General features: G+C 72.6%; 21 protein-coding genes and 1 pseudogene. 10 read left to right on the forward strand and 12 right to left on the reverse strand.

Annotated elements, in window-relative coordinates; genetic code table 11:
* The first annotated feature begins 38 nt into the window (after window positions 1-38).
* From ACYVD5_RS07105 to ACYVD5_RS07130, 6 genes are all read left to right on the forward strand, one after another.
* Window positions 39-1,097 carry an NAD-dependent epimerase/dehydratase family protein gene (locus ACYVD5_RS07105; RefSeq protein WP_461000119.1) on the forward strand — a complete coding sequence of 353 codons (1,059 nt, stop codon included), beginning with the start codon at window positions 39-41 and terminating at the stop codon, window positions 1,095-1,097.
* A 254-nt stretch (window positions 1,098-1,351) separates the two neighbouring features.
* Window positions 1,352-2,176 (forward strand): glycosyltransferase family 2 protein, encoded by an 825-nt coding sequence (locus ACYVD5_RS07110; RefSeq protein WP_461000120.1) that lies wholly within the window; start codon window positions 1,352-1,354, stop codon window positions 2,174-2,176.
* Window positions 2,177-2,289: 113 nt separating this feature from the next.
* Entirely contained in the window at window positions 2,290-2,907 is a 618-nt protein-coding gene (locus ACYVD5_RS07115) for a TIGR04282 family arsenosugar biosynthesis glycosyltransferase (protein ID WP_461000146.1), read from the forward strand.
* Entirely contained in the window at window positions 2,904-3,602 is a 699-nt protein-coding gene (locus tag ACYVD5_RS07120; protein ID WP_461000121.1) for a class I SAM-dependent methyltransferase, read from the forward strand. Before ACYVD5_RS07115 ends, ACYVD5_RS07120 begins: the two co-directional genes overlap by 4 nt.
* Window positions 3,599-5,071: a hypothetical protein gene (locus ACYVD5_RS07125; RefSeq protein WP_461000122.1), complete on the forward strand. Its 1,473-nt coding sequence runs from the start codon at window positions 3,599-3,601 to the stop codon at window positions 5,069-5,071. The genes ACYVD5_RS07120 and ACYVD5_RS07125 overlap by 4 nt, the downstream gene beginning before the upstream one ends.
* Before the next feature lie 116 nt (window positions 5,072-5,187).
* Entirely contained in the window at window positions 5,188-5,964 is a 777-nt protein-coding gene (locus ACYVD5_RS07130; RefSeq protein WP_461000123.1) for a hypothetical protein, read from the forward strand.
* 149 nt (window positions 5,965-6,113) lie between these two features.
* Here the strand turns inward: ACYVD5_RS07130 and ACYVD5_RS07135 are convergent, their stop codons facing one another.
* From ACYVD5_RS07135 to ACYVD5_RS07155, 5 genes are all read right to left on the reverse strand, one after another.
* Window positions 6,114-6,833, reverse strand: a complete 720-nt coding sequence (locus ACYVD5_RS07135) for an HAD family hydrolase (protein ID WP_461000124.1) — start codon at window positions 6,831-6,833, stop codon at window positions 6,114-6,116.
* A gap of 18 nt (window positions 6,834-6,851) precedes the next feature.
* A complete protein-coding gene (locus ACYVD5_RS07140) occupies window positions 6,852-7,238 on the reverse strand; it encodes a hypothetical protein (protein ID WP_461000125.1) in 387 nt (128 codons plus the stop codon).
* A 43-nt stretch (window positions 7,239-7,281) separates the two neighbouring features.
* On the reverse strand, window positions 7,282-9,030 hold the full coding sequence (locus ACYVD5_RS07145; RefSeq protein ID WP_461000126.1) for a phosphotransferase: 1,749 nt from the start codon (window positions 9,028-9,030) through the stop codon (window positions 7,282-7,284).
* 50 nt (window positions 9,031-9,080) lie between these two features.
* Window positions 9,081-10,037 (reverse strand): SDR family oxidoreductase, encoded by a 957-nt coding sequence (locus tag ACYVD5_RS07150; RefSeq protein WP_461000127.1) that lies wholly within the window; start codon window positions 10,035-10,037, stop codon window positions 9,081-9,083.
* 508 nt (window positions 10,038-10,545) lie between these two features.
* Window positions 10,546-10,938 carry a peptidase inhibitor family I36 protein gene (locus ACYVD5_RS07155; RefSeq protein WP_461000128.1) on the reverse strand — a complete coding sequence of 131 codons (393 nt, stop codon included), beginning with the start codon at window positions 10,936-10,938 and terminating at the stop codon, window positions 10,546-10,548.
* A 576-nt stretch (window positions 10,939-11,514) separates the two neighbouring features.
* Between ACYVD5_RS07155 and ACYVD5_RS07160 the strand changes: the two genes are divergently transcribed.
* On the forward strand, window positions 11,515-14,985 hold the full coding sequence (locus tag ACYVD5_RS07160; RefSeq protein WP_461000129.1) for an AfsR/SARP family transcriptional regulator: 3,471 nt from the start codon (window positions 11,515-11,517) through the stop codon (window positions 14,983-14,985).
* Window positions 14,986-15,148: 163 nt separating this feature from the next.
* Here ACYVD5_RS07160 and yicI read toward each other — a convergent pair whose 3' ends face one another.
* The 6 genes and pseudogenes from yicI to ACYVD5_RS07190 all read right to left on the reverse strand — a co-directional run.
* Window positions 15,149-17,503: an alpha-xylosidase gene (gene yicI / locus ACYVD5_RS07165; RefSeq protein WP_461000130.1), complete on the reverse strand. Its 2,355-nt coding sequence runs from the start codon at window positions 17,501-17,503 to the stop codon at window positions 15,149-15,151.
* A gap of 175 nt (window positions 17,504-17,678) precedes the next feature.
* The gene (locus ACYVD5_RS07170; RefSeq protein WP_461000131.1) at window positions 17,679-18,521 is read right to left on the reverse strand and encodes a carbohydrate ABC transporter permease; all 843 of its coding nucleotides are present in this window, start codon (window positions 18,519-18,521) and stop codon (window positions 17,679-17,681) included.
* Complete coding sequence (locus ACYVD5_RS07175; protein WP_461000147.1) at window positions 18,518-19,372, reverse strand: carbohydrate ABC transporter permease; 855 nt, start codon at window positions 19,370-19,372, stop codon at window positions 18,518-18,520. The genes ACYVD5_RS07170 and ACYVD5_RS07175 overlap by 4 nt, the downstream gene beginning before the upstream one ends.
* 119 nt (window positions 19,373-19,491) lie before the next feature.
* A complete protein-coding gene (locus ACYVD5_RS07180) occupies window positions 19,492-20,736 on the reverse strand; it encodes a sugar ABC transporter substrate-binding protein (RefSeq protein ID WP_461000132.1) in 1,245 nt (414 codons plus the stop codon).
* A 124-nt stretch (window positions 20,737-20,860) separates the two neighbouring features.
* Window positions 20,861-21,895, reverse strand: coding sequence for a LacI family DNA-binding transcriptional regulator (locus tag ACYVD5_RS07185; RefSeq protein WP_461000133.1), 1,035 nt, complete (start codon window positions 21,893-21,895; stop codon window positions 20,861-20,863).
* A gap of 162 nt (window positions 21,896-22,057) precedes the next feature.
* Window positions 22,058-22,324 (reverse strand): annotated as a pseudogene (locus ACYVD5_RS07190) (transposase); the annotation flags it as partial.
* A gap of 83 nt (window positions 22,325-22,407) precedes the next feature.
* On the opposite strand from ACYVD5_RS07190, the gene ACYVD5_RS07195 reads away from it, so the two are divergent.
* The gene (locus tag ACYVD5_RS07195; RefSeq protein WP_461000134.1) at window positions 22,408-22,854 is read left to right on the forward strand and encodes a hypothetical protein; all 447 of its coding nucleotides are present in this window, start codon (window positions 22,408-22,410) and stop codon (window positions 22,852-22,854) included.
* Between the two features lie 127 nt (window positions 22,855-22,981).
* Entirely contained in the window at window positions 22,982-23,464 is a 483-nt protein-coding gene (locus ACYVD5_RS07200) for a DUF5956 family protein (RefSeq protein WP_461000148.1), read from the forward strand.
* An 83-nt stretch (window positions 23,465-23,547) separates the two neighbouring features.
* Here ACYVD5_RS07200 and ACYVD5_RS07205 read toward each other — a convergent pair whose 3' ends face one another.
* Complete coding sequence (locus ACYVD5_RS07205; RefSeq protein WP_461000135.1) at window positions 23,548-23,709, reverse strand: hypothetical protein; 162 nt, start codon at window positions 23,707-23,709, stop codon at window positions 23,548-23,550.
* Between the two features lie 469 nt (window positions 23,710-24,178).
* Here ACYVD5_RS07205 and ACYVD5_RS07210 point away from each other — a divergent pair, with 469 nt between their 5' ends.
* Window positions 24,179-26,641 (forward strand): PEP/pyruvate-binding domain-containing protein, encoded by a 2,463-nt coding sequence (locus ACYVD5_RS07210; RefSeq protein ID WP_461000136.1) that lies wholly within the window; start codon window positions 24,179-24,181, stop codon window positions 26,639-26,641.
* Window positions 26,642-26,669 lie beyond the last annotated feature (28 nt).

Raw genomic sequence — 26,669 nt, forward strand, 5'->3', positions numbered from 1 at the left:
CGTACCGCCCGCGGCCGGCGGGCGCGTAGCGTCGGCCCATGCGAATACTGGTCACCGGCGGCGCCGGGTTCATCGGGTCCCATATCGTTTCCGCACTTGCCAAGGCCGGACACGACGCGGTCGTGCTCGACATCCAACCGCCGCCCGAGCGCACCGCCGCCGGCGAGGCCCCCGGTGAGTGGATCCGGTGCGACGTCCGCGACGAGGCACAGGTGCAGGATGCGCTGCGCAGCGTCGACGCGGTCTGCCACCAGGCCGCCATGGTCGGGCTGACACCCGACTTCGCCGACACCCCCGCCTATGTCGCGAACAACGACCTGGGCACCGCCGTGCTGCTGGCCGCCATGGCGCGCACCGGTGTCGCCGAGCTGGTCCTTGCCGGTTCGATGGCGGTCTACGGCGAAGGCCGCTACCTCTGCGCCGAGCACGGCGACGTCCGCCCCGGCCCGCGGCGCCCCGCCGACCTGGCCGCCGGGCTGTTCGAGCCGCCCTGCCCGGTGTGCGGCGCCGCACTGGCACCCGGCCTGGTCGGCGAGGACGCGCCCGCCGACCCGCGCAGCGTCTACGCCGCCACCAAACTCACCCAGGAGCACCTCGCCGCGGCTTGGGCGCGCTCCACCGGCGGACGCGCGGTCTCGCTGCGCTACCACAACGTGTACGGACCCGGCATGCCCCGCGACACCCCCTACGCCGGGGTCGCTTCCTTCTTCCGCTCGGCGCTGGCCCGCGGCGAGGCGCCCACCGTCTTCGAGGACGGCGGCCAGCGGCGCGACTTCGTGCACGTCCGCGACATCGCCCGCGCCAACACCGCGGCCCTGGAATCGGCCGCAGTGCGTGACGCAGGCACCCTGGCCGCCTACAACGCGGGCAGCGGCACCCCGCACACGGTCGGCGAGATGGCCGCGGAACTGGCGCGGGCCTACGGCGGGCCGAGCCCGCGCACCACCGGCGACTACCGGCTCGGCGACGTCCGCCACATCACCGCCTCTTCCGCACGGCTCGTCGCCGAACTCGGCTGGCAACCCGAAGTGACCTTCGCCGAAGGCATGGCGGAGTTCGCCGCGGCGCCGCTGGGCGGGGGAACCGCCGCGCGGTAGGCGCACACTCCGCCAGGTACTCCTCCGGGTGCGGCAACGGAATCCGGCCGCCGCACCGGGTCGCCATACGGCCGCCGGCTCCGAACAACAGGTGAACCCCGGGTGTCCGCGGACATCCGGGGTAGCCGGAAACGACGAGTCAACGATCAGCGGCGCAGCGCGACGAGAGGCGGCGGGGCCGCGGGAACCGGGTACACGGCGTACCCGCACCTGCGCACCGCCACCGCGGAGTCGCGGCGATGCCAGGAGGTTCCATGGCCCGAGGCGAGCCGCACGGCGGCCGAGAGGCAGTGTCCGACCCGCACCCGCACCACCCACCCGGATCCGCTACACCGGAGACCGGCGCCCGCCCCGGCGCAGGCGCCGCGGATCCCACCGGCCCCGCCCCTGCGGTCGAGGTGGTGCTGCCCTGCCTGGACGAGGCCCGCGCCCTGCCCTGGGTGCTGGGCCGCATCCCGCCCGGATGGCGGGCGATCGTCGTCGACAACGGCTCCACCGACGGCTCGCCGGACATCGCCGCACGCCTGGGCGCCAGCGTCGTCACCGAGCCCCGGCGCGGGTTCGGTGCGGCCTGCCACGCGGGCCTGTCCGCGGCCGCGGCCGAGTTCGTGTGTTTCTGCGACTGCGACGGCTCCCTGGATCCTTCCCTGCTGCCGCCCATGGTCGAGCAGGTGCGCAGCGGCGCGGCGGACCTGGTACTGGGCCGGCGCCGCCGCACCGGCCCGGGCACCTGGCCGCTGCACGCCCGCGCCGGCAACTTCGCCGTCTCGCGCATGCTGCGCCGGCGCGCCGGTGTCCGCGTCGGCGACATCGGCCCGATGCGGGCTGCGCGCCGCGCCGCACTGCTCGGGCTGGGCCTGACCGACCGGCGTTCGGGCTACCCGCTGCAGATGGTCGTACGCGCCGCCGACGCGGGGTGGCGGGTCGCCGAGGTCGATGTCCCCTACGGCCCTCGCAGCGGGCGTTCCAAGGTCACCGGTACCTGGCGCGGCACCTGGACCGCCGTGCGCGACATGCGGGCGGTGCTGCGCCAACCGCCGCCCCCGGCCGGCGGCGGCGAAGCAGTGGGGACGCGGTGAGCGGCAACGGGCTGCGCCGCACCGCCGCAGCACCCGCCGACCGGCCGGTATCCGCCGGCCCCGCTTCGGACACCGGCGGCCCGCGGCCGGACGGCCCCACCACGGTGCTGATCATGGCCAAGGAACCGGTCCCCGGCCGGGTCAAAACCCGGCTGACCCCCGAGTTCACCCCCGCCCAAGCCGCCGAACTCGCCGCGGCGTCCCTGGCCGACACCCTGGATGCGGTACTGGCCGCCCCGGCGCGCCGCAGGGTGCTGGTCCTCAGCGGCCGCCCCGGCACCTGGCTGCCCGACCGCGGCTTCGAGGTCGTGGCCCAGGCGGGCGGCGGGCTGGACGAGCGCTTGGCCGCGGCCTTCGCCGGATGCTCCGGCCCGGCCCTGGTCGTCGGCATGGACACGCCCCAACTCGCCCCCGGCCTGCTGGCGCCCGCACTCGCACCCGACGCCTGGGAACGGACCGACGCCTGGTTCGGGCCCGCCGAGGACGGCGGGTTCTGGGCACTGGGCCTGGCCGAACCCGATCCGGACCTGCTGCGCGGCGTGCCCATGTCCACCCCGCGCACCGGCGCGATCCAGCGCCGCCGCCTGGTGCGGGCCGGGCTGCGGGTGCGCGACCTGCCGGAACTGGTCGACGTCGACACCCCCGCAGCCGCCGCCCGCGTCGCAGGCACCGCACCCGACCGCCGCTTTGCCGCGGCATGGCGCCGCCGCCGCGGCGAGGAGGCTTCATGACCACGACAGGCGCCGCGCACAGCCTGCCCGGCATTCCCCCGGTCGGCGCGGACACCGGCGACCCCTACGCCGTTGCGCTCGCCGCAGGCCGCGGGCCGCTGTTCCTGCGCGACACCGACGGCGGCCGCCTGCTGCCGCTGGAGGTGGAGCGCTGGTGCGCGCCGTGCGACCCCGCCGACACCACTGTGCTGCAGCGCTGCGAAGGGGCCGTGCTCGACGTGGGGTGCGGACCCGGCCGGATGGTGGCCGGACTGGCCGGCCGGGGCCATCGGGCCCTGGGCGTCGACATGCACCCGGCCGCGGTCGAACGCACCCTCGCCTCCGGCGGCAGCGCGCTGTGCCGCAACGTGTACGCGCCGCTGCCCTGCGAGGGCGGCTGGGGCACGGCGCTGCTGGTCGACGGCAACATCGGGATCGGCGGGTCACCGGAGGCGCTGCTCGCCCGCCTGGCCGATGTCGTGGCCGGTGGCGGCCTGCTGCTGGCCGAGGTGGCCGGCGAGGACGCCGACGAGCGGCTGTCGGTGCAGTTCTGCGACGCCGAAGGAAGTTGCGGTGTCCCGTTCGCCTGGGCGCGCGTGGGCCCGACCGCGCTCGCCCGGGCGGCAGTCGGCACGGCCTGGACCGTGAGCGAGGTGTGGACCTGCCGACACCGGTCGTTCGCGGCGCTGCGCCGGGAAGGGAGGGACGGGCGATGAGCCGCTTCGGCAGGGCGGCCAAGCCGGCGCGGGCACCGCAGCCCGCAGGCGGCGGCCGCCCGGAGCACCGGGCAGCGGACGCGGACGGTCCGCCGTCCCCGCCCGCGGGCACCGGCGCCTCCCGCGGTTCGGGCCGCCGCCGGGACCTGGCGACGGCCGCTGCCGCTGCGGTGCTGGTCGTGGCCGCCGCAGTCGTGGGCGTGCTGATCGAGCGCGCGGGCCAGAAGCTCTACGTCGACTTCGAGCCGCTGTACTCGGAGTGGGCCCCGCACGCCGGTCCGGGCACCGTGCCCGCGCTGGCCGTCGCGGTGGCGGTGGCGGGGTGGGGGCCCGCGGTCGCGGCGCGGCTGCGGTGGCCGGCGCTGGTGGCCGGGGCCTGGGCCGCGGCAATGGCCTGGACGTTCTCCCTTGCGCTGGTCGACGGCTGGCAGCGGGGGATCGCCGGCCAGCTCACCGACAAGCACGAGTACCTGCTGGCGATGGGCCGCTGGGACGACGCCGGCGCCGCGCTGCGGACCTTCACCGACCACATCCTGATCGACGTGCCGCAGAACTGGCCCGCGCACGTCGCCGGGCACCCGCCGGGCGCGATGCTGACCTTCGTCGGCCTGGACCGCATCGGGCTGGGCGGCGGCGCCTGGGCGGGCGTGTTCTGCATCGTGGCGGGAAGTTCGGCCGCCGCGGCGATCCTGGTCACCCTGCGCGCGCTGGGCGCCGAGCGGGCCGCGCGCCTGGCCGCCCCATTCGCGGTCCTGGCGCCCGCGGCCGTGTGGATCGGTACATCGGCGGACGGCTACTTCGCCGCGGTCACCGCCTGGGGACTGGCGCTGCTCGCACTGGCGGGAACCTCGCCCGGCCGCGCCCGCTGGGCGGCGGCGCTGGGAGCCGGGCTGCTGCTGGGGTGGGTGCTGTACCTGTCCTACGGCCTGGCCCTGGCGGGGATTCTTGCGCTGGCGGTGGTCGCCTGCACCCGCACGCTGCGCCCGCTGCCGGTCGCCGCCGTCGGTGCAGCTGCCGTGGCGGCCGCGTTCACCGCAGCCGGATTCTGGTGGCTGGAGGGCTACGAGCTGCTGGTCGAGCGCTACTTCCAGGGGGTGGGCGGCGAACGGCCCCAGTACTACTGGGTCTGGGCCAACCTGGCCATCGTCGTGATCACGGCCGGACCGGCCGCGATCGCCGGGCGGCGCCGGGCGGTGCAGGCCGCCCCGGCGGCCCTCGGCGGGCTGCGCGGCGGACCGCCGCGCGGCACCGATGCCCTGGCGGTGCTGGCCGCGGCCGCGCTGCTGGCGATCGCCGCGGCGGACCTATCGGGCATGAGCAAGGCCGAGACGGAGCGGATCTGGCTGCCGTTCGTGGTCTGGGTGGTCCCCGCCGCTGCGCTGCTGCCCGTCCGCGACCACCGCGTATGGCTCGGTGTCCAGGCGGCGCTGGCGCTGCTGGCCAACCACCTGCTGCTCAACGGCTGGTAGCCGGGGGAGCGGGCGGCGTGCTCGTTGCGGGGCCGCGCGGCGCTGTGTGGGCCCGGGCGACTCTGCTAAGGTCCACATCCCACAATGCAATGATTTGTCGCAATAAAGGACGCGAAATGGGCTCCGAAGAAAAAGTTCCGGTTTACCCGCCCTCTGAGATATCCGAAATTGTGCTGGATTTTTTGACGTTTCTGACGACCCTGTACCGCGACCCTGGCGAACTTGTTGTTCCGCCACCGGGAGGGTGGCCCGGTTACTCGCCCGAAAAGTGCGACGGCTTCAAGTCGGATCTCGTCATCGAAGTTTTGAGGAACCTTCCGTACCTCGTCGATCGCACCTCGGACCAGTCGGACTGCTTGGGGCAAATTAACTACAAATCGCACCTGCTCGACTACCGCACGGTCGATAGTGTGCGATCGACTGACCATGAGCACCTCTGGCCGTGGGAGGACGAGTCGGAAGATGAAGAGTCGTGGGATGAAGAGTCCGCGCCCGACCACGTCTTCGTCTTTGCGGAGGGCTTCGAGAGTGGCGGCGTAACCCTTTTTATCGACGTGCGGGAAGGTAGGGCCGTCGAAGAAAGGATTCGATGCGACGGTTCCGGGTATGATATTAAAGAATACTTCGAGGGCGTGAAGGAAAAATATCGGAATCTGGGGCTTATTCCCTGTCCCGGTTGGGGTATGCTGGTGGACGATAGCGTTGGTGCGGGAAAACCCGGCGAAGTGTTGAGTGAGGAGGAGGTTCTGATGCAAACAGCTCCAATCTGGGGAACCGATTTGGACCTCCAATATACTCGACAACTCTATCGGGCGTTCGGGTGGCCGGATAATTTTCGGAGGGACGAGGCTTTTCGGGAAATAAAAGAGCTAATAGAGAAGCGGGTAGCCTGATCCTGTGTTTTATAGTGCGGGCTTTGGAAGCCCGTCGGAGATCCCAAAGCCCGGCCGTCCGGCGGAGAGTGCACGCATATCGGGCAATAAGGAAATCTACCTTGTAAAGGTGTCGGTTCGGGTGCGTGCCGCACGCGCCGCAAACGGGGTCAGCGCAGCGGCACGGCCGGTTTCGGCACCAGGTCGAGGACGGGGCGAAGACCGGCCGGGCGGGCATGGACGGGCAGGTGGTCGACCAGGTGGACCGGGCAGCCGAGGGCCAGCGCACCGGTGTCGGCGTTGCGGTCGTCACCGACCATCAGCACTCGCTCGGGGGCCAGGCCGAGCGAGTCGCAGGCGGTGCGGAACAGGCGCGGGTCGGGTTTCTGCAGGCCGTGCTCGCAGCTGAGCACGAACGCCTGCACCAACTCCGCCAGGCCGTGGGCGCGCAGGACCGGGCGCAGGTCCCAGCCGATGTTGCTGACCACGGCCACCGGGACACCGCGCCGGTGCAGTTCGCCCAGCACCGCCGCAGTGTCCGGGTAAGGGCGCCACGCGGCCGGTGCCGTATGGCGGGCGTACAGGGCGCCGAACACGGCCTGGCCCCACGGAAGACCGGCCTGCCGGGCCAGGGCGGTGTAGGCGGCGCGGTGGGCCCGCGCGGACAGGTCGCGTTCGTGCCACAGCCGGTCGAGGCGGGCCGGCACGGCCGGCGGCGGGGCGCCCCCGGGCTGGGCTCCGCAGCGTTCCAGCCGGGCGGCGTACTCCGCGGTCTCGGAATCGGTGGCGGTGATGCCGGCTTCGGCCAGGGCCGCGCGCAGCCAGTCGGCGGCAGGCTCGATCCGCATGAGCGTGCCGGAGAAGTCGAACATGCAGCCTTTGGCGGCCACTGCAGTACCTCCTGCTTCCTACCGCCGGGCGCCGGTGCGGGCGGTGCCGGCGGGAACCTCGACCTTGTCGCCGGGAACCTTGGGCAGGTGGAAGACCAGGAGCCGGACCGGGTGGGGCACCGGCAGCGCGCCGTGCGCGTCGTTCGGTTCGAGGACGAGCACATCGCCGGCCGCCAGCCGGACCATGACGTCGGCGACCCAGTAGTCGGCGGCGTCCAGGAAGTAGAACACCTCGTAGAGATACTGGTGGTAGTGCCGCTGCTCGGTGAAGCCGGCGGGGTGTTCGACGTAGAGGACCGCGGCGCGGTCGACCGGTACGTCCACCGGAAGGTCGAGCAGGGACAGCACCGTGCGGCCATCGGGGCGCCGGTCCGCCGCCGCTTGGCTTTGGCGTATTACATGCATCCTGCGGATTCCTTTCTGCCGGAACAGCCGGCCCGGGGCGGCCTCAGCCGCAGGCCCGGTCCATGACCGCTGCCCGCCGCGAAGGGCCCGGCACGCCGGCCCGGGAGGGGCGGGGGCCGGCGGCGACCAGGTCGCGGCGGAGTTCGTTCAACAGCTCCAGCCCGCGGGCGTAGCAGGCGAGCGCGACGGTTTCGCGCTGGTCGTGGGCGATGTGGAAGGGCATGACACTGCACATGTGGGCGGCCTCGGCCAAGCGGACCTTCAGCAGCCAATGGGGGTCGTCGCCATGCCAACCCGTGGCGATGAGCCAGGCGTGCACTCGCTCGCGGACCCGGTGGTAGAACGCGACGAGGCGGGGGGAGGTGAACGCGTAGTCGATGCCGTCGTTGCCGGCCGCGACCTCGACCTGGCCCGTGTGGACCAGGTCGTACAGGGAGTTGGTGGAGTGCCAGATCTTGCCCAGGTCATAGGCCGGGTCGTAGCCGGTGTTGCCCCGGGGGTCGATCAGTAGGAAGCGGTGGTTCTGCCGGTCGATGAGGACGTTGTCGAAGTGCGGGTCGCCGTGCGTGCGCACCAGCCGGTCCGGGGTGAGCATGCGCAGTGCCTGCTCATCGCAGGCGAGTTCGGCGGCAAGTGCGCGGGCGCCGCGCAGCCGGACACCGTTGACCAACAGGCTGTCGGCGGTCCACAGCCGGTGGCGGTCCGGCAGCGCGGCGGCGGTCTCGGCCAGTCTGGCCTCGACCCGGTCCAGATGGGTGCGGCGGACGTAGTCGGCGGGGGCCGGGCGGCGCCCGGCCGGATACAGGTCGCGGCGGAGCACGGCGAGGATCCGGCGTGTCCACAGAGCGGCCTCCTCGGCGTCGATCCGCCCGCTGAGGATCAGCTCGCGCAGGGTGGGCAGGTGGTGGAAGGCGAGATCCATCGAGACACCGCGGGGCTCGGCGCGGCTCGCGACAATGTCGGGGAAGTGCCGGCCGGCGGTGGGTTCCAGGCCGCGCAACCACGCGACCTCGTCGTTGAGCTTGGCGAGGCCGGCGCCGACCGCCTCTTTGCGGACCGTGCGGTTTCCGCAGTGGAGCAGGCGGATGTAGGTGCTGGCGTGGGAACCGCCGGCCAGCCGCCCCTCGATCACCGTCTCGTCGCCGTGGACGTCGCGGGCCAGTACCGCGCAGCGGATGCGGGTGCGTTGTGCCAGGGACCCGAGCGCGTCGTGCCAGGGGGCAAGGGCAGCGGCATCGGCACGGTGGGCAGGGTGGTGGCCGGCGCAGCGGTCGAGCATGCCGGCGAGCTGCCGGCGGTCCGCCGTGCCGGTGACCAGCAGTGCGCCGAGGTAGGCGGCCGGGCCGGGGCGGGTGCCTGCGGATGCGTGTTGGTTCGGGCCGTGCAGCCCCACCAGCCGCAGGCCGCTGCCTTCGCGGCGGGTTGCGGCCGCGGCGTGGTCGGGGTGGTCGGGCCGGTCGGCCACCAGCGCCGTGGCGGTATCCAGGTTGGCGAATGCCTCGACGACGCCGGGCCGGATGTCGCAGGCGCAGTCGAAGACGAGCATGCTGCCGGTGCCGCGGCGCAGGGCGGTTGCGAGCAGCCAGTAGCGCTGGTGTTGGCGGGCCGGGACCGTCCACTCCACGACACCGGGCCACCGGGCGGGTGAGCCGCATTCCGCGGTGGTGCCGTTGGCCAGGACGCTGATACGGCCGAGGGTGCCGTCCAACACGGCGCCGCGGACCCGGTCGACCACGCCGACCGGTGCTGCCGGGTGCCGCTGGCAGGTCGTATCGCACACGATGGCTTCCACCGGGATCACCTTCTGCGAGCGGGAGACGGGCGGTTGGGCGCGCCGGCTCTTCAGGCCGAGGCGCGCCGCCGGGCGCCGAACGCCGAGCGCAGGTGGTCGGCTGCGCGGCGGCTGATGCCCGGTGGCGGCCGCAGCCCGAGGGACTCCAGCCGTTCGGTGCTCAACCAGGGGCGTTCGGGACGCGCGGCGCCGCCGGGTGCGGGTGCGGCCGGGCGCAGCAGGTCCGGCCGGTATCCGGCGGCCTCGGCGACAAGCCGGCCCCACGCGTATTTGGTGGCGCCCTCCTGCGCCGCAACGTGCAGGACGCCGGAGAGGTCGTCGGCGACGGCCCGGGTCAGGACCGCGGCGACGTCGTGGCTCCAGGTGGGCTGGCGCTCGTAGTGGTCGTCGAGGTCGACGGGGCGGCCCTGCTCCAGCGCGTCCAGCATGGCTTCGAGCCAGGTGGGGGCGCGGTCGGGGACCGGGTCGCCGTACAGCACGGGCAGGCGGACGGTGAGCGCGCCGGGGGCCCGGGCGGCGCAGCGCTCGCCGCGCAGCTTGGTGTCGCCGTAGGCCTGCAGCGGGCCGGGGGAGTCGTCCTCGCGGTATCCCCGGCCGGATCCTCCGCCGGCCGAGCCGCCGAAGACGTACTCCGTGGAGATGTAGACGAGTTTGGTGCCGTGCCGGGCGCAGGCAAGGGCGACGTTCTCGGTGGTCACGGTGTTCAGCAGGTGGGCCATCCGCGGGTCGCGTTCGCACGCCTGGACATCGGGGGCGGCGATGCAGTGCACGCACACCTGCGGCCTGTGTTCGGCGAAGTACCGGTCGACCTGGTCGGCGGATGCGGCATCGATGCGGTGCAGTCCGGGTGCCTCGCGGCGGTACGACCAACCGGCGACAGTGTTGTGCCCGGTGCCGCCGGCGGATTCCCGCTGCGCCGTATCGCCGGGGCCTGCCGTACGGAACGCCGTCATCACGCGGCTGCCCAGCATTCCGCTGGCGCCGGTTACCAGAATGTGGCGGGACATGCGGGCCTCCCCGTTTTCAGCGGGTTGCCGGTGTGCTGTTTTGAGCGGCCGCGAGGCGGGCCGGCGACGGTGCGGGGGCGGCACCTTGGCCGTTAAAGAACGGTTGGCGTGGCATTGTGGGAGCGCTCCCACAATATTCATCTTCTATGATTGCCGCACGCTCGCAACATTGTCAACCACCCTCTGCAACGGGGATTCCGGGCGCCGGAGGCACTCTCCGGCGCACCTTCCGCATCCCCGCGCGGCGGCAGGCACGCGCACCGGGCACAGCCGGGGCGTCCCGATCCCCGGCGCGGAGGGCGCGGTCCGGCGGTGGCGGTGTATCCGCCTACACGCCTAAAGAAAATAGTTGAAGGTTGCCACCGGCGGTCGGCGGCGCCTTACGGGGGCGGTCCCGGCGGTGTACCGGCCGGCGCCCTGCCGTTGCATGCGCCGGTGAGCCGATTGCCCCCGGCGGTGCCGGGCCCGGTCCCGTCCTGACCGGTTCGCCGGCACCGCCGCCGTGCGGCTAGACCGCGCGGATCGAGTGCACCCGCTCGCTGTCATAGACGACCGAGCGCGGCGCTTCGTAGGGGTCCATCGTCGTCAGGTGCCACGAGGAGTAGTTCAGTCCCGCGTAGCCGTGCACAATGTTGCCTGACCGGTTCCACGCGGAGCTGTAGCCGTTCGGCAACCCCTGGGCGGCGAGGTCGGGCGAGCCCCACGAGAAGTAGGCCATGGTTCCCTGGCCGAACTCCTGCGAGAACAGGCAGAAGTACCCGTGCGGGCAGCGGTCGAAGCCGGTCGCGGCCGACGCCGGCGCGGCGGCGACCGTCCCGCCGGCCGTGAGGGCGCCCACCGCCATGGCGGTAACGGCACCCTTCTTGGCCAGGGCCGCTGCCTTCAACGCGAATCGAGACATGTTCCTCCTTGAGTCCTGCTGGTGGGGGCGCCCGCCGCACCGCGCCGGGGCGGCTGCGAATGAACCCGGGGTGCGGCGCGGCGGGCTGCGGGCCGCCGCGGGCGCGGCGGCGATGCGCCCCGGCGCTGCCTGCGCCGGGGACGGTGCATCGCGGCCGCCGGCGGTGGTGCCGGCATCCGGCCCCGTCCTGGCCGGCATGCCGACACCACCGCCGGCGGTTCCCTGAGAAGCCCTGGCCTGCGGGCCGCGCCTGCGCCAAGGCCGCGGCGCAGCGGTGCCGCCGATGGGCCGCGCGCTCCGGTCCCGCCGGGGCCGGCCCCGGTCGGCCGCCGGCGGGAGGGGGTTCCTCCCACGAACCCGCACAGATGGTGGCACCGGCGCGTGGCAACTCCGTTGCAGCGAATGCGGCGCCGTCCGCCCCGCGTGCGCCCACCAGCGCCGGGTCACCGCCGGTGAGCACTCCCACCGGGCAGGTAGCCTCAAGGGGCGCGCGGCGCCGACCTGGCCGAAACCGGCCGAACCCAGGCGGAGCGGCGCCGCTGCCGGTGATTCGACAGGGGTGTATTCGGGGGGCCGATGACCAGCGCCGATGCCGCAGACTTCCGCGTCCTCGGGCTCCTGGACGTGCGGGTCGCCGGCACCCCGGTACCGACTCCGGCCCCGCGCCAGCGCGTCGTCCTGGTCTCGCTGCTGCTGCGCCCCGGCAGGGTCGTCGGCGCCGACGAGATCATCGAGCGGCTGTGGGGTTCCGAAGCGGCCGATGGCGCGCGCACCACCCTGCGCTCCTATGTGATGCGGCTGCGCAGGGAGCTGGCGGGCTCCGGGATTCCCGCACAGACCCTGCAGACCCGCACCGAGGGCTACCTCATCGACATCCGGCCCGAACAGGTCGACCTGCACCGGTTCCACACCCTGGTCGAGCGGGCCGACGCGGCGCGCGACCGCGGCGACACCGCCGCCGAGCACAGGCTGGTCGACGAGGCGCTGGCGGTGCCGCACGGCTCGGCACTGGCCGACGTGTCCTCGGAGTCGCTGCACCGCGACGTGGCCCTGCCGTTCGAGGAACGGCGGCTGCAACTGCTGGAGCGCAGTTTCGCCGCCGCTCTGGAACGCGGCGACAACGGGCCGATCATTCCGCGGCTGCAGGCGCTGACCAGCCGCCATCCGCTGCGCGAGCGGTTCAGCGAGCAGCTGATGACGGCGCTGTACCGCACCGGGCGACAGGCCGAGGCGCTCTCGCACTACCACCGGGTCAGCGGGCTGCTGGCCGACGAACTCGGTGCCGACCCCGGACCGCGGCTGCAGCGCCTGTTCGAGGCGCTGCTGAGGCAGGACCCCGCCGAAACGGGCGGTCCCGTCTCAGCGCCGGCGCATTCGGGAGCCGAGCCCGCGCCGGCCGATCGGGGCCGCCCCGCCGCACGCCCCTCCGCGACCGCGCGGCGCGGCGCAGCGTCGGGCAGGCCGGGGCGGCCCGAACAGTCGGAGCGGACGGCCCCGCCCGGCCCGCCCCGGCCCGCCCAGCGGCCCGAACCCGCGCCGCACCAGCCGGTACCGTCCGGGGCCCCGCCCGCCCTGCCCGACTTTGTCGGCCGCACCGCCGAGGCCGAAACGGCGGCGCGCGTGATCGCCGCGGGCCGCGGCAGCGTCGGCCTGCCCATCGCCGTGATCACCGGACCGCCGGGTGTCGGCAAGACCGCGCTGGCCCTGCAGGTGGCCCACACCCTCGGCAACCGGTTCCCCGACGGCCGGCTCCACGCCGACCTGCGCGGGTATGCCCAAGAGGCGGCGCTGCGCCCGTCGCGAGTGCTGGCCCGGTTCCTCAAGGACCTGGGCGTGGCCGCCGAGCGCATCCCCGCCGACGTCGAGGAGCAGACTGCGCTGTTCCGCTCGGTGCTGGCCGAGCGGCGGGTTCTGGTCCTGCTCGACAACGCCGCCGACGCCGAGCAGATCCGGCCGCTGCTGCCCAGCGGCCCCGGCTGCGCCGTCATCGCCACCAGCCGCAACGACCTGCGCGGACTCACCCTGAACGGCGCGGTCCTGATCCGGCTGGCCCCCTTCGGCCGCCGCGAGGCGCTGCAGCTGCTCGCCGCCACGTTGGGCGAAGCCGCGCTGCACGCCGAACCCGATGCAGCCGACGAGCTGGCCGAACTGTGCGGGCGCATCCCGCTCGCGCTGCGCATCGCCTCGGCCAATATCCTGGCCTGCGGCGGGATAGCCGAGTACGCCGCCGAACTGCGCGGGTCCGGCCGGTTGGGTGCCCTGTACGTCGAGGGCGACCCCAAGGCCGCGGTCCGGGCCGCGTTCGACATCTCCCACGCCGCCGTCGGCGCCGGCGAACGCGCCCTCTTCGCGGCGCTGGGCCTGCTGCCCGGTCCCGATTTCACGCCCGCCACCGCCGCCGTGCTCGCCGACTGCGCCCCCGCCCACGCCCGCAGCACGCTGGACCGGCTGGCGGCGCACCACCTGATCGACCCGCACGCGCCCGGCCGCTACCGCTTCCACGACCTGCTCGGCGAATACGCCGCCGAGCAGGCGCGCGAGACGATGGCCGAGTCCGAGTGCGCCGCGGCTCTGGAGCGGGTCTATCTCGACCAACTGGACACCGCCGAGGCCGCCGCCCGGTTGCTCGCCCCCGATGCGCGGCGCATGCCGCGGCCCGCGCCCGCGGCGGCCTTCGCCGACACCGGCGCGGCCATGACCTGGCTCGACGCCGAGTACACCAACCTGCTGGCCACCATCGAGGACGCCGCGGCCCGCGGTCCGGCGAACCGCGCATGGCACCTGGCCGATGCGCTGCGCACCCCCTTTTCCGCGCGCACCATGCTCAGCGAATGGCAGCAGGCCGCGAGTACCGGGCTGCGCGCGGCCCGCGCCTCCGGCGACCCCGCGGCCCGGGCGGCGATGCTGCACAACGTCGGCAGCGCGCTGTGGAACGGCGGCGACCTGCAGCAGGCGGCCGCCCACCTGGAGGAGGCCCTGGAGCTGTTCGGGGAGCTCGGCGACACCGAGGGCGAGATCGCCGTGTTGAACAACCTTGCGCCGTGGCACGTCTGGGGCGGCCGGATCGACCGCGCCATCGAGTTGTTCGAGCGCGGGGTCCGGCTCTGCGACGAGCAAGGGCTGGAGGCGCAGGGGGCGGTGCTGGAGGGCAACCTCGGCGCCGCCTGCGAAAGCGTCGACCTGCCCCGCGCGCAGCGCAGCCTGCGCGCGGCACTGGACCGGTTGCAGCGGCTGGACCTGCCGGGCCGCGAGGGCCTGATGCTGGGCAGCCTCGCCAGCGTCAAACGCAACAGCGGCGAGCCCGCAGCAGCGCTGGACCTCGCCCACCAGGCGATCCGCCTGCTGGAGCAGCCTGCGCGCGAGCTGCAGCTGCTGCCGGTCCTCGTTGATGTCGGCCGTGTGCACGCCGAACGCGGCGATCCCGCCACCGCCCGGCGCATCGGCGCCCAAGCGGTGGAGCGGTGCGTGGCGGCGGGGGCGCGGCGCATTGAGGCCGATGCGCGCACCGGCCTGGCCGCCGCCTGCATGGCCGATGGCGATGCGGCCGGCGCGGCGGTCCTGTTCGACGAGGCGCTGGCGATCTCCGAGCAGTCGGGTTACCGGTTCGGCGCGGCCGAAGCGAGGATCGGGCTGGGCTGGTCGCAGCTGGAGTCCGGCGATGCGGCCACCGCCCGCGCCCATGCCGAACGCGCCGCCCACTTGTCGCAGGGCGCGCACCGCATCCTGGAGGGGCGGGCGGCGACCCTGCGCGCGGCGGTCGAGCTGGTGGCCGGCGACCGCGCGCAGGCCGCCCGGTTGGCCGAGCACGCCGCCGGCCTGCACCGCGATACCGGGGCGCGCCCGGGTGAGGCCTGGGCACTGCAGGTCGCGGCCGAGGCCGCCGCCCGGCTGGACGGCCCCGCGGCGGCCGAGGCGGCGGCGGAACGCGCCGAGCATGCGCGCCGCGCCGCCGACATCCCCCCGCAGTTGTTCGCCGGGCTGCCCCGGAGCCTGCACACGGCCGAACAGGCCTACCGCGACCAGGACACCCCCGCCGCCCGCGGTTGACGATCAGGGGCGGGGCGGGTGGGGCGGCGGGTCCGGCGAACCTGCCGCGCGGGCCCGCCGCCCCGCAGACCGGCCATGGCGCGGGCCCGCTGCGGCACCGCCCTGCCGACCCGGCAGCGCGCCGACCCGGCAGCGCGCGAATGCGCCGCGCGGCTACGGGCCGCTAACCGAGCGCGATCCGCACCCGCTGGGTTCCCGGCGCCGCCGCGGCGCGGACGCCCTCCGCGGTGGTTGCGGTCTGCGCCGCACCTTCCAGCACCTCGGCGCTGCCGGCGCCCACCACGAGCACGTTCCAGGCGGGCAGGCCGGTGTCCTCGGTCTCCACGACGACTCGGCCGGCCCCGCCGTCGGCGGCACCGCCCTCGAACCGGGTGGTGAAGACCGCTGCGGGCGAACCGTCCGCGGCCGGGATGACCGTGCGCACCGGTTCGGCGGACTGGGCTCCGGTGTACACCCGCAGGGTCACCCCGTCGGTGTAGTCGTAGTCGGGCCGGTCCTCCACCGGGCCGACGGGCAGCACCGCGCCGGGGCGCACCAGCAGCGGCAGCGAGTCGAAGCCGTGCACCTCGCGCCGCCAGGCGGGGCCGCGCACGGTCTCGCCGGTGAGCAGGTGGCGCCACTCGCCCTCGGGGACGTAGTACTCCACCTCGCCGTCATCGCTGAAGACGGGCGCCACCAGCAGGTCGTCGCCCAGCATGTACTGGGTGTCGAGGTGGTCGCAGGTGGGGTCGTCCGGGAACTCCAGCAGCATCGCCCGCATCATGGGCACCCCTTGCCGGTGGGCCTGCACCGCCGCGCCGTACAGGTACGGCATCAGCGTGCACTTCAGCTTGGTGAACTTGCGGGCCACCTCGCTGGACTCCTCGTCGAAGGCCCACGGCACCCGGTAGGAGCGGCTGCCGTGCAGGCGGCTGTGCGAGGACAGCAGGCCGAACGCCAGCCACCGCTTGAACAGCCCGGGGTCGGGCGTGCCCTCGAACCCGCCGATGTCGTGGCTCCAGTACCCGAAGCCCGACAGCCCCAGCGACAGCCCGCCGCGCAGGCTCTCGGCCATGGCCCCGTAGCTGGAGGCGCAGTCGCCGCCCCAGTGCACCGGGAACTGCTGGCCGCCGGCGGTAGCCGACCGGGCGAACACCACCGCTTCGCCTTCGCCGCGCTCCTCGCGCAGCAGGTCGAACACCGTGCGGTTGTAAAGGTGGGTGTAGTAGTTGTGCATGGCCTGCGGGTCGGAGCCGTCGGCCCAGACCACGTCGGTGGGGATGCGCTCGCCGAAGTCGGTCTTGAAGCAGTCCACGCCCATGTCCAGCAGGCCGCGCAGCTTTGCGGCGTACCATTCGCACGCCGCGGGGCTGGTGAAGTCGACCAGCGCCATGCCGGCCTGCCACATGTCCCACTGCCACACGGTGCCGTCGGCGCGGCGCACCAGGTGGCCCAGCCGCGCGCCCTCCTCGAACAGCTCCGAGCGCTGGGCGATGTAGGGGTTGATCCACAGGCACACCCGCAGGCCGCGCGCCTTGAGCCGGGCCAGCATGCCTTCGGGGTCGGGGAACGTTTCCGGGTCCCACTGCATGTCGCACCAGTGGAACTCGCGCATCCAGAAGCAGTCGAAGTGGAACACGCTCAGCGGGATGTCGCGCTCGGCCATGCCGTCGACGAACCCGGCCACGGTGTCCTCGTCGTAGGAGGTCGTGAAGGACGTCGACAGCCACAGGCCGAACGACCACGGCGGCACCAGCGCCGGGCGGCCGGTCAGTGCCGTGTACTTGGCGAGGATGTCCTTGGGGGTGTCGCCGTGGATGATGTAGTACCGCAGCGCCTGGTCCTCGACGGTGAACTGCACGCTGCCCACCGACTCCGAGCCCACCTCGAAGGAGACCGGGCCGGCGTGGTCGACGAAGACGCCGTAACCGCGGTTGGTCAGGTAGAAGGGGACGTTCTTGTAGGCCTGTTCGCTGCTGGTGCCGCCGTCGGCCTGCCAGATGTCGACCGTTTGGCCGTTGCGGGTGAACGCGGTGAAGCGCTCGCCGAGGCCGTAGATCTGCTCGCGCACCCCCAGCGACAGCTGCGTGAGCATGTGGTGCGCGCCGTCGCCCGTCTCAATGAAACCGGTGCCGCGCTCGCCCGCGGAGGTGAGGGTGCGGCCCTGCGACCGGAACTCCAGCCGCCAGGGCCCCGCGGTGTCCACGCGCAGCGACAGCTCGCCGCTCGACAGCTCCACCACCGAGCCGTCCTGGCGGGTGGCGGGCGAGGCAGCGGGGTCGGTGCGCACCTCGAAGTCGGGTGCCGGGCGCACCGAACCGGCCAGGTGGGTGGTCTGCACCCCGATCACATCGGGGGCCGGCGACCAGGCCTCGACGGTCACCAGCGGCGTGTTGAGGGTGTCGCCGCGGTGGCCGATCCCGCGGACCGGGGCGTAGAGGGTGATGCGGTCGTCCTGGACCCGGGCGTCGCGGGCCTCGCGCGCGTACTGGGCGCGGACGCCTTCCCGTGTGTGCCAGAACCCGTCGGTGAACTTCATCAGCCGCCTTCACGTGTTTCGTGCGGATGGTCGGCCGGTGCCGGGCGGTGCGGCGGCGATCGGCCGCCGACCCGCCCGGCACCGGGCCCTTACCGGTGCGCGGCCCCGCAGGGCCGCTGGACTCCATGCCCTGCCTGGTGCGGCGGGCCGCGCGGGGCAGGGTCGTGCGGCGGGTTCACTTGATCGAACCGCCCGAAATGCCCGCTGCCACGTAACGCTGGGCGAGCACCAGCAGCACCGCCGCGGGCACCGACGACAGCGTCGCCACCGCCATCACCGCGCCCCAGTCGCCGACGTGCGCGCCGAGGTACTCGTAGATGCCCAGCGTCACCGGCTTGACCGCGTCGGTGGTGTTGAGCGTCAGCGCGAACAGGAAGTCGCTCCAGGCGAAGAGGAAGGTGAACAGCCCGCCGGTGATCAGCGCGTTGCGGCTCATCGGCAGCGCGATGCTCACCAGTGTCCGCAGCCGGCCCGCGCCGTCGACCATGCCGGCCTCCAGCACCTCCTCGGGGATGGACACCATGAACGCGCGCAGCAGCACGATGGTGAAGGGCAGCCCCAGCGACGCGTCGGCCAGGATCAGCCCGAGGTAGGAGTTGACCAGGTTCAGTTCGACATAGGCGCTGTAGAGCGCGTTGGCCACCACGATGCCCGGCACCATCTGGGTGATCAGCGTGCCGAAGACCACCGTGCGCGCCCCGCGCAGCCGGAACCGCGACAGCGCGTAGGCGGCCGGGGCCGCCAGTGCCAGGCACACTGCGACCGCGCCGAGGGCCACCAGGATGCTGGTGAGCAGGTTGTCGGCCTGCGACGACCACGCGCGGCGGAAGTTGCCCAGGTCCAGGGTCTGCGGCACCCACCTGACCTCGGCCAGGGCGGCGCCGGGCTGCAGCGCGGTGTTGACCATCCAGTACAGCGGGAACAGCAGGACGGCCAGGACGAGGACGCCGAACGCCATGCTCAGGTAGTCCAGCCGCTTTGCGCGCGTCAGGCGCGCGCCGGTGCGCGTGGCGCTCATTTCTCCACCCCTTCGCGGTTGGCCCGCAGATAGATGACCGCGAAGACCATGCTGATGAGGATCAGGACGTTGCCGACCACGGCGCCCTGGCCGAAGTCGAGCTGCAGGAACGACAGCTGGTAGGTGTGCGTGCCCAGCGTCTCGGTCGAGTGGGCCGGGCCGCCGCCGGTCAGCGCCAGGATCAGGTCGAGGATCTTGATCGTGGACATGAAGCCCAGCACCAGCACCACGGTGACCACCGGGCGCAGCATCGGCAGGGTGACACCGAAGAACCGGCGGAAGAAGCCCGCGCCGTCCAGCACGGCGGCCTCGCGGATTTCCTTGGGGATCTCTTGCAGCCCGCCGTAGAGGATCACCATGTTGAACGGGATCCCGATCCAGATGTTGACCAGGACCACCGACAGCAGCGCCAAGTCGGGGCTGCTCAGCCACGGGATCGACCCCGAGGTGACCTGGAGTCCGTTCAGCGCCTCGTTGAGCACGCCGGTCTCCTGGTCCAGTACCCGGCGCCAGACCGTGCCGGCCACCACCATGGGAATCAGCCAGGGCAGCAGGAGCAGGGAGCGCATCACCCCCGACAGCGGGAACCGGCGCGAGAAGAACAGCGCCAGCGCCATGCCGATGACGAACTGGCCCACCAGCGAGCCGAGCGTGAACAGCAGCGTGTGCCACAGCGACGAGGTGAACAGCGGGTCGGCGAACACCGCCCGCCAGTTCTCCAGGCCGTTGAAGGGGGCTTCGCCGGTGAAGAACGTCGCCGGAGTGTAGCTCTGGAAGCTCATCACGATGTTGCGGACCAGCGGGAAGCTGAAGAAGACCAGCATGTAGACGATCGCGGGCGCGATGAACATCCACTGCGAGAAGATCCGGCGGCGGCGCGCCGCGGCGCCCTTGTCCGCCGGGCGCGGGGAGCGCTCCCGGGAGCCGGAGCCCGGGCCGGAGGCGGGCGGGGTGGGAGTGGTCGTCGTCATTACCGGCTCCTCAGCTCTTGCTCCACCTGGGACTGCGCCCGGGTAAGGGCCTGCTCGGGATCCGCCTCGCCGGTCAGCGCTGCCTGCAGCGCGGTTCCGATGGCCTGCGAGTAGATGTTGTAGTCGGTGCCGACGTGCTCGGTGCGGCTGCGCGCCGTCTGCACCTGGTCGGCGAAGGGCGCGAGCTTGGGCACCTCCTGGCGGAACTGTTCGGCGGCCTCGGGGGCGACGGGGACGTTGCTGCCCTTGGTCGACCAGTCCAGCTGCGCATCGGAGGTGGTCATGCACGCGACGATCTCGCCGGCGGTGTCCTCGCGCTCGGGGTGCTCCTGGTTGACCGGCACCGTGAACGTCGTCCCGCCGATGGGGGCGACGGGGGTGTCGCCGGCCTCGGGCACCGGCACCTCGACCACGCCCCAGTCGACCTCGGGGTGCTCCTCCAGCACCGGCTTCTGCCACGGGCCGTTGATCATCATCGCCGCGTTGCCGGCGATGAACTGGTCGTTGACGTCGGCCTGCGTCCAGTTCACGACCGAGGGGGACACCGAACCGTCATCGAGCAGCGAGGCGACGAACTCCAGCGCCTCCACGGACTCGGGGGAGTCCAGTTCGCGTTCGTCGCCGCCGTTGGACCACAGCCACGGCAGGAACTGGTAAACGCCGTCCTCGGTGGCCAGGGCGCTGATGGCCAGGCCGTAGCGCTCGCCCTCGGTCAGCGCGGCGGCCGTCTCGCTCAGTTCGTCCCATGTCGCGGGCGGTTCTATGCCCTCGTCTGCCAGGACGTCCTTGTTGTAGAACAGCCCCAGCGAGTTCACCGAGCGGGCCGCACCGTAGTAGGTGCCGTCGTAGCTGCCGAACGAGCGGGCGCCCTCGGACAGCCCTTCGGTGGGCACACCCACCTCGCCCAGCGGGACCAGCCCGCCGGCGTCGGCGAACTGCGGCATGTCCGAGCCGTCGACCACCAGCACATCGGGCAGTGAGTGCGACGACGCCATCCGCAGGGCCTTGGGTACGAGCTGGTCGGCGGGGACGCTCCGCTGCCGAACCGTGACACCGACCTGCTCGGCGCAGCGGTTCATCGCCTCCTGGTCCCAGGTGTGGTACGGCTCGTCGGTGCTGGAGTTCATCACCGTGAACACGTTTGGGTCGGGTTCGGCGGCGCAGCCGGCGCCCAGCAGCGCCAGCACCGCGGCCGCAGCCGCGGCGGGCGCACCGCGCGGCGGCCGCAAGGGGCGGTCTTTCATGGGGAGTCCTCCGGCATCAGGAGCGGGACAATGGGGTGTCCCGCCCGGTCCAGCGGTGGGGGTGGTGCGGGTAGGAGGGGCGGGGGATGGGGGATCGGCGGCGCGCCCGCGGCACGCCTGCCGGTCACGGCGGGGGCGCCAACGTGGCGCCGCGGGTCATCTGCGGAGCGATCAGCGTGTGCGGCGCGCGGCCGTCCGCGGGCGGACCGGGGTCGCCGGCCGCCTCGATCGCCGCCACGGCCAGCCGGGTCACGGCGGCCGACATCTCGGCGACGGGAAGCTCGATGCGGGTGACATCGAGGCCGCCGAGGTCCTCGGGGAAGTTGCCGACGGCGACCATCGAGAAGTCGCGGGGCACCTGGATGCCCCGCGCCGACAGGTGGCGCAGCATGCCGGGGATCGCCGCCGGATGCTGGACGGCCAGAGCGGTGGGCGGGTGCTCGGAGTCCAGGCGCGCGTCCAGCCGGCGGTACAGCTCAGCGGGGTCGCTGGTGGAGTGGCAGATGTCGACCGGGACGCCCAGCTCGGCGGCTGCGCGTTCGGCGCCGCGGATTCCGCGCACCGAGTAGCTGCGGCGGGTGCGGACATCCTCCTCGACCGTGGTGAGGTAGCAGATGTGTTCGTGCCCGGCTTCACGCAAGGCGCGCACCGACTCCAGCGCCGCCTCCTCCCAGTCCAGGTCGGTCCAGGGCGCGGCCGACTCGTCGGCCGGGTGCCCGATGACGGCGGCGGGAAAGTCCAGCGCCCGCATGGCGGCGATGCGGGGGTCCTCCAGCTCGACGCCCATGAGCACGACGGCGTCGGCGAACCGGCTGCGGGCGGTACGGTCCAGGCTCGCGCCGTCGTCTTGGGCGCCGGGCGGTGTCACCAGCAACACCAGGTAACCGAGCTTGCCCGCGGCCTCGCTGAGCCCGTACATGAACCGCCCGCCCACCGGCAGGTAGTCGCGGGTCGGCAGCGGCAGCGCCAGCGCGAGCACGTTGGTGCGGGTACTGCGCAGCGACCGCGCCCCGGCGTTGGGCTGGTACCCGAGCTCGTCAACGGCGGCCTGCACGGCTTCGCGGGTGCGGTCGGATATCTTCCGGGACCCGCTGAGGACATAGGAAACCGTGCTCGGCGCCACCCCCGCCGCCTGGGCGACGTCCTTGATCGTGACCATGGGATCCGTGTCTCCTCACCGCAATCGAATCGATTCGATAGATCAGCGCACGAGTGCGTCGAATCGATTCACCGTAGAGGGCATGGTAGGCATCACCCGCCGCTGTGGCAAGCGGCACACGGGTGGGTGACGGCGGGCATGCGGGGGGCTTCTATGGGTTTGTCAAGCCGCTTGAGCGTGCGGCGGTTGGTAGGACATGCCGTCGCGCAGCATGGCGAACAGCACGTCGCAGCGCCGCCGCGCCAGGCAGAGCAGGGCTTGGTTGTGGTGCTTGCCTTGGGCGATCTTGCGGTCGTAGTAGGCCTGCGAGGGCGGATGGGCCAGCGAGGCGAACGCGGCTAGAAACAGCGCGCGCTTGAGTTGTTTGTTGCCCCGGCGGGAGGGACGCTCGCCCCGGACGGAGCTGCCCGAGGCCCGCGTGGCCGGGGCCGCCTCCGAGTGGGTCCACGAGCCTGCGAGTTTCGGACGACTACGACACGTGGTGCGAGAATGCATCCATCTGCCACCGGGCTATGAATCTCTACATCCATGAAACAAAGGGAAATGCGGCATACGGCGACGAATCCGGCGCCATTGGTGCTTTTTATGTCGTAGTGAGAACTAATCTCAACGGTCGCTCTCCGCGCCTGCAAGCATCTTATGTATGGGATCTGGGTCCTGCTCTCAACTTCCAAGTCGCTGTTGTTCAGTGCTATAAAGAAATCACCTTACTCCCTGACTCGAGCTGCGGTACGTGGCCCGCTGACGGCAACGACGGATCTTTCGTGGTAAGCAAGGACAATTTCAGGTTCCAAGGTCCATTGCTTCACGTTGAACCGCTACAAGACAACGGCCTCTACTATGCTGCGGCAAATGCCCTTGTTATACCGGAAAATAATGCCGCACCGCTGGGTATGCCAACGCTCGAGACAGAGCGCTGGAGCTGCCCTTCCGACGGGCGTCGGTGCTTCTTCCCGTAGCTAGGATGTCGGGGATGGGGTGACCGCGTCCCTGGATCGCGTCCCCCGAGCCAACGACCGGCATGACCCGCTGGCTCGGGGGAACACAAGGAGGCCCGATTTGACCGAGCAGAACTGGTCCGACTTCATGACAGTCGAGGGATCACCCGTCGACGATGAGTCCGTGGCTCCAGCCTTTCCAGACGGCTGGAACTGGTTTGAGCTCCCAGAGACAGACGGAATGGCGCTGCTCGCTTGGGCTGTCGGGCCCGATTACGTGGTGCGCTGGCGCGACCGCTCGGACGTGCCGCCCGTCCGTACGAGGATCAGGAGTTCGGATGGTTCGGTCCAGGAGTTCTATTCCGAACGCACGCGGACGGACCAAGCGGAGGTCGACCTGCACATCGACCGGTTCCTGGCGGAAGCCGGGGTCCCACACCAACCCTCCGGATACCGCTGGTTCGTCGTACTCCCGCCTGGGTGGAGTGAGCAGCACGTGTGGTCGATGATGGATAGGGCTGAACATGAGGCGACGCGTAGCGGGCACTCGCCGGTACGGCTTCACGAAGGACTTCGCCGAGAAGCGTCGGCTCTTCACAGTTCGCCGCCGGAGGGGCAGCCGTCTTCGTAGTTCTTGCAGTACCTCGCGCCCAGTGCCTGCTCCTATACCCAGAGCTTGGAACGCCGCGTTTATTGCGATAGTTCCTAAGGTCCTCAACGGCGGCGGTTTCGCTGGTCTTGTCGGCCACGGAGGTCCGCCAGGATGTTGGCGGCCGCCTGATCGGTGGTGGCCGAGCCGCGCAGGGTCTTGCCGCCGATGGCTGGAACGGTGCCGATCTCATGGCGCATTCCGCGTTCGTCGCGCGGATCGTCCACGGCGGCGAGCCGGTGGGCGAGATCGCGGACGGAGGGGCGTGGCAGACTGATGTGGCAGCAACGGAGTTCCCGTGGAGCCGGAGAGCGATGTCCCCGCGTTTCTACAGGAGTTCTGTTGTTGTATTTCGGCCGATCGCCGCGATCGCCATGATGCCGTGACCTGGATCGTCGCTCCCACCCAACGACCTTGGATCAGACCTGGCCGCCATTCGGCTGCGGATCGGGTTGCCGCCGATCGTCACCGCCGTCCGGGCCGCTGCCGTCCAGGCCACCACCGGCGCCGCCGGCTGCGCGGCACCGCCGGAACACCTTTGCGGCGGCTTTAACGGCACTATTAACGGCACTCTGACGGGCGCGCGCCCGTGCGGCTCTGGAACAGCGGGCAGGGTAGAGGGACCATTGCCGCAGGGGCGCTGACGGTCTGAGCCGTGTCCTCACGCGCTCTTCAGCGCCTGGAGGAGGAGGCGCGATGAACGTGGTCACCCTGGACGGGATCGCGGCGGGCATGGACGGCGTGCTCGGTGCTGTCGGCGGCAAGGCCGCAGGGCTCGGTGCTCTGGCGGCGGCCGGGGAGCGGGTGCCGCCCGGGTTCTGCCTGACCACCGGCGCCTACGAGGCGGGCGAGGTGCCCGAGGACGACCTCCTGGCCGCCTACCGCCGCCTCGGCGGCGGGCGCGTTGCGGTGCGCTCCAGTGCGACCGCCGAGGACCTGCCCGAGGCCAGCTTCGCCGGGCAGCAGGAGACCTACCTGAACGTCGAGGGCGAGCGCGAGCTGGTCGAGGCGGTGCGCCGCTGCTGGGATTCGCTGAACACCGACCGCGCGGTGGCCTACCGCGAGGCGAACCTGCCCGCCGGCGCCGACGCGCGCATGGCCGTGGTCGTGCAGCGCATGGTCGACGCCCGCGCGGCGGGGGTACTGTTCACCGCCGACCCGATGAGCGGCAGCCGCTCCCGGATGGTCGTCGACGCCGCCCCCGGCCTGGGCACCGCCGTTGTCGACGGCAGCACCGAGCCCGACCACTACGTCCTGGAGCCCGGCGGCCCTGCGCAGGGGCCCGGTGACGGCTGCCTGTCCCGCCCGCAGTTAGCGGAGCTGCGGGCCGCCGGCGAGCGGCTGCAGCGGCTCTTCGGGGCGCCGCAGGACATCGAGTGGGCCTACGACGGCGACGGTGTGCTGTGGCTGCTGCAGTCGCGCGCGATCACCGCGCTGTTCCCACTGGCCCCGGTTACCGGCCGCACCGAACCCCGCTTCTACCTGGAGATCGGCAACATCCAGGGCATGCTGCGGCCGTTCACCCCCATGGGCATCTCCGTCATGGAATCGGCCTGGGACCGCATGCTGACCGAGTGGGGGTTCGGGGAGCCGACCCGGGAGTACTTCGACATGGTCAACGTCGGCGGGCGGCTCTACACCGACGTCACCGGCCTGCTGCGCAGCCGGCGGATGCGCGGCAACCTGGCCGAGAAGCTGGAGGTGTACGGTCCCCGCGTGCAGGCGGCGGTGCGGGTCGTCCTGGACGATCCGCGCTTCGCGGCCGGCACGCAGCCGCCCGCTTCGGCCGCTCCGCTGGTGCGGCTGGCTCTGGGGGCGGTGCGGTACGGCCCCGGTGCCCTCGCCGGCATGGCAGACGTCCTGGCCCGCCCGGCACAGGCGCGTGCCAAGGTGTGGGAGGGGATCGCGGAGCTGCGCCGCTACCAGGGTCCCGGGCCCTCGGCGCCGGCTGCGGAGCGGCTGCGCCGCGTCGTCTCCGAAGGGTTCGGCCCGGTGTTCGGCGCGCCGATGGCCAAGGTGCTGATGCCGACGATGGCGGGTGTCGCCCTGCCGTACCTGGTTCCGGCGCTGCTCAAGGGCATCGCCACCGAAGAGGAGACGGCCGCGCTGCTGGGCGGGATGCCGCACAACGTCACCACCGAGATGGATCTGCACCTGTGGCGGCTGGCCTCCGGCGCCGCCGAGCACCGCGACCTGCTGACCGGCACCGATCCCGACGAGCTGGCCGCCAAGTACCAGGCGGGCACACTGCCCGATATCGGACTGGCTGAATTCCTGCGCCATTACGGGCACCGCGCCACCGCCGAGATCGACATCGGCCTGCCCCGCTGGTCCGAGGACCCCGCCCCGCTGTTCGCGACGATCGCGAACTACCTGCGCATGGACGACCCCGAGCAGGCGCCGCCGCGCCGCTTCGCGAAGGCGGCGGGCAAGGCCGAGGCCACTGCCGCCGACCTGCGCCGCCGGGCCCGCCGCGCGCGGCCGGTGCGCGGGCGCATCGCGTCCTTCCTGATGCACCGGGCGCGCGAGCTGACCGGTATGCGGGAGGTGGCGAAGTTCGCCTGGCTGATCCCTTATGCCGAAATGCGCCGGCAGCTCCTGCTCGCGGGCGGCGAGTTGGCCGAACGCGGTCTACTTGACGCAGCCGAGGACATCATGTTCCTGAGCCTTGACGAGGCATCCGCCGCCGCCGACCACGGCGGCGACCAGCGTGCACTCGTCGCCGAACGCAAGGCGGGCTACGCGCGGGAACTGCGCCGCAGGCACGTGCCGGTGGCGCTGCTGTCCGACGGCACCGACGCCGAGTCCCTCGCCCCGCCGCTGCCCGCTGCCGAGGGCGAGCTCGCCGGCGCCCCCGCCGCGGCCGGCCGGGCGACCGGCCGCGCGCGCGTCGTCATCCACCCTGACGGCGCCCGGATCGAGCCGGGCGAGATCCTGGTCGCCCCCACCACCGACCCGGGCTGGACCCCGCTGTTCATGACGGCCGGTGGGTTGGTCACCGAGACGGGGTCGGTGGTGGCCCACGGCCCCACCGTGGCCCGCGAGTACGGCATCCCCGCCGTCATCTGCCTGCGCGGCGCCACGGACCGGATCGCCACCGGCGACCTGATCACCATCGACGGCAGCACCGGAACCGTGGTGATCGAACCGGAGGAGTGAGGGTGGGGGAGCCGGCCACCGGATCCCA

The sequence above is a fragment of the Streptomonospora sediminis genome, from assembly GCF_054778995.1.

Coding starts and splice junctions, on each gene's coding strand:
- ACYVD5_RS07130 (WP_461000123.1), top strand. CDS start 5,188: ATGGGCTCCGAAGAAAAAGTTCCGGTTTACCCGCCCTCTGAGATATCC.
- ACYVD5_RS07195 (WP_461000134.1), top strand. CDS start 22,408: ATGAATCTCTACATCCATGAAACAAAGGGAAATGCGGCATACGGCGAC.
- ACYVD5_RS07105 (WP_461000119.1), top strand. CDS start 39: ATGCGAATACTGGTCACCGGCGGCGCCGGGTTCATCGGGTCCCATATC.
- ACYVD5_RS07210 (WP_461000136.1), top strand. CDS start 24,179: ATGAACGTGGTCACCCTGGACGGGATCGCGGCGGGCATGGACGGCGTG.
- yicI (WP_461000130.1), bottom strand. CDS start 17,503: ATGAAGTTCACCGACGGGTTCTGGCACACACGGGAAGGCGTCCGCGCC.
- ACYVD5_RS07140 (WP_461000125.1), bottom strand. CDS start 7,238: ATGCATGTAATACGCCAAAGCCAAGCGGCGGCGGACCGGCGCCCCGAT.
- ACYVD5_RS07180 (WP_461000132.1), bottom strand. CDS start 20,736: ATGAAAGACCGCCCCTTGCGGCCGCCGCGCGGTGCGCCCGCCGCGGCT.
- ACYVD5_RS07110 (WP_461000120.1), top strand. CDS start 1,352: ATGGCCCGAGGCGAGCCGCACGGCGGCCGAGAGGCAGTGTCCGACCCG.
- ACYVD5_RS07160 (WP_461000129.1), top strand. CDS start 11,515: ATGACCAGCGCCGATGCCGCAGACTTCCGCGTCCTCGGGCTCCTGGAC.
- ACYVD5_RS07185 (WP_461000133.1), bottom strand. CDS start 21,895: ATGGTCACGATCAAGGACGTCGCCCAGGCGGCGGGGGTGGCGCCGAGC.
- ACYVD5_RS07125 (WP_461000122.1), top strand. CDS start 3,599: ATGAGCCGCTTCGGCAGGGCGGCCAAGCCGGCGCGGGCACCGCAGCCC.
- ACYVD5_RS07175 (WP_461000147.1), bottom strand. CDS start 19,372: ATGTTCATCGCGCCCGCGATCGTCTACATGCTGGTCTTCTTCAGCTTC.
- ACYVD5_RS07115 (WP_461000146.1), top strand. CDS start 2,290: ATGGCCAAGGAACCGGTCCCCGGCCGGGTCAAAACCCGGCTGACCCCC.
- ACYVD5_RS07200 (WP_461000148.1), top strand. CDS start 22,982: ATGACAGTCGAGGGATCACCCGTCGACGATGAGTCCGTGGCTCCAGCC.
- ACYVD5_RS07170 (WP_461000131.1), bottom strand. CDS start 18,521: ATGAGCGCCACGCGCACCGGCGCGCGCCTGACGCGCGCAAAGCGGCTG.
- ACYVD5_RS07120 (WP_461000121.1), top strand. CDS start 2,904: ATGACCACGACAGGCGCCGCGCACAGCCTGCCCGGCATTCCCCCGGTC.
- ACYVD5_RS07155 (WP_461000128.1), bottom strand. CDS start 10,938: ATGTCTCGATTCGCGTTGAAGGCAGCGGCCCTGGCCAAGAAGGGTGCC.
- ACYVD5_RS07150 (WP_461000127.1), bottom strand. CDS start 10,037: ATGTCCCGCCACATTCTGGTAACCGGCGCCAGCGGAATGCTGGGCAGC.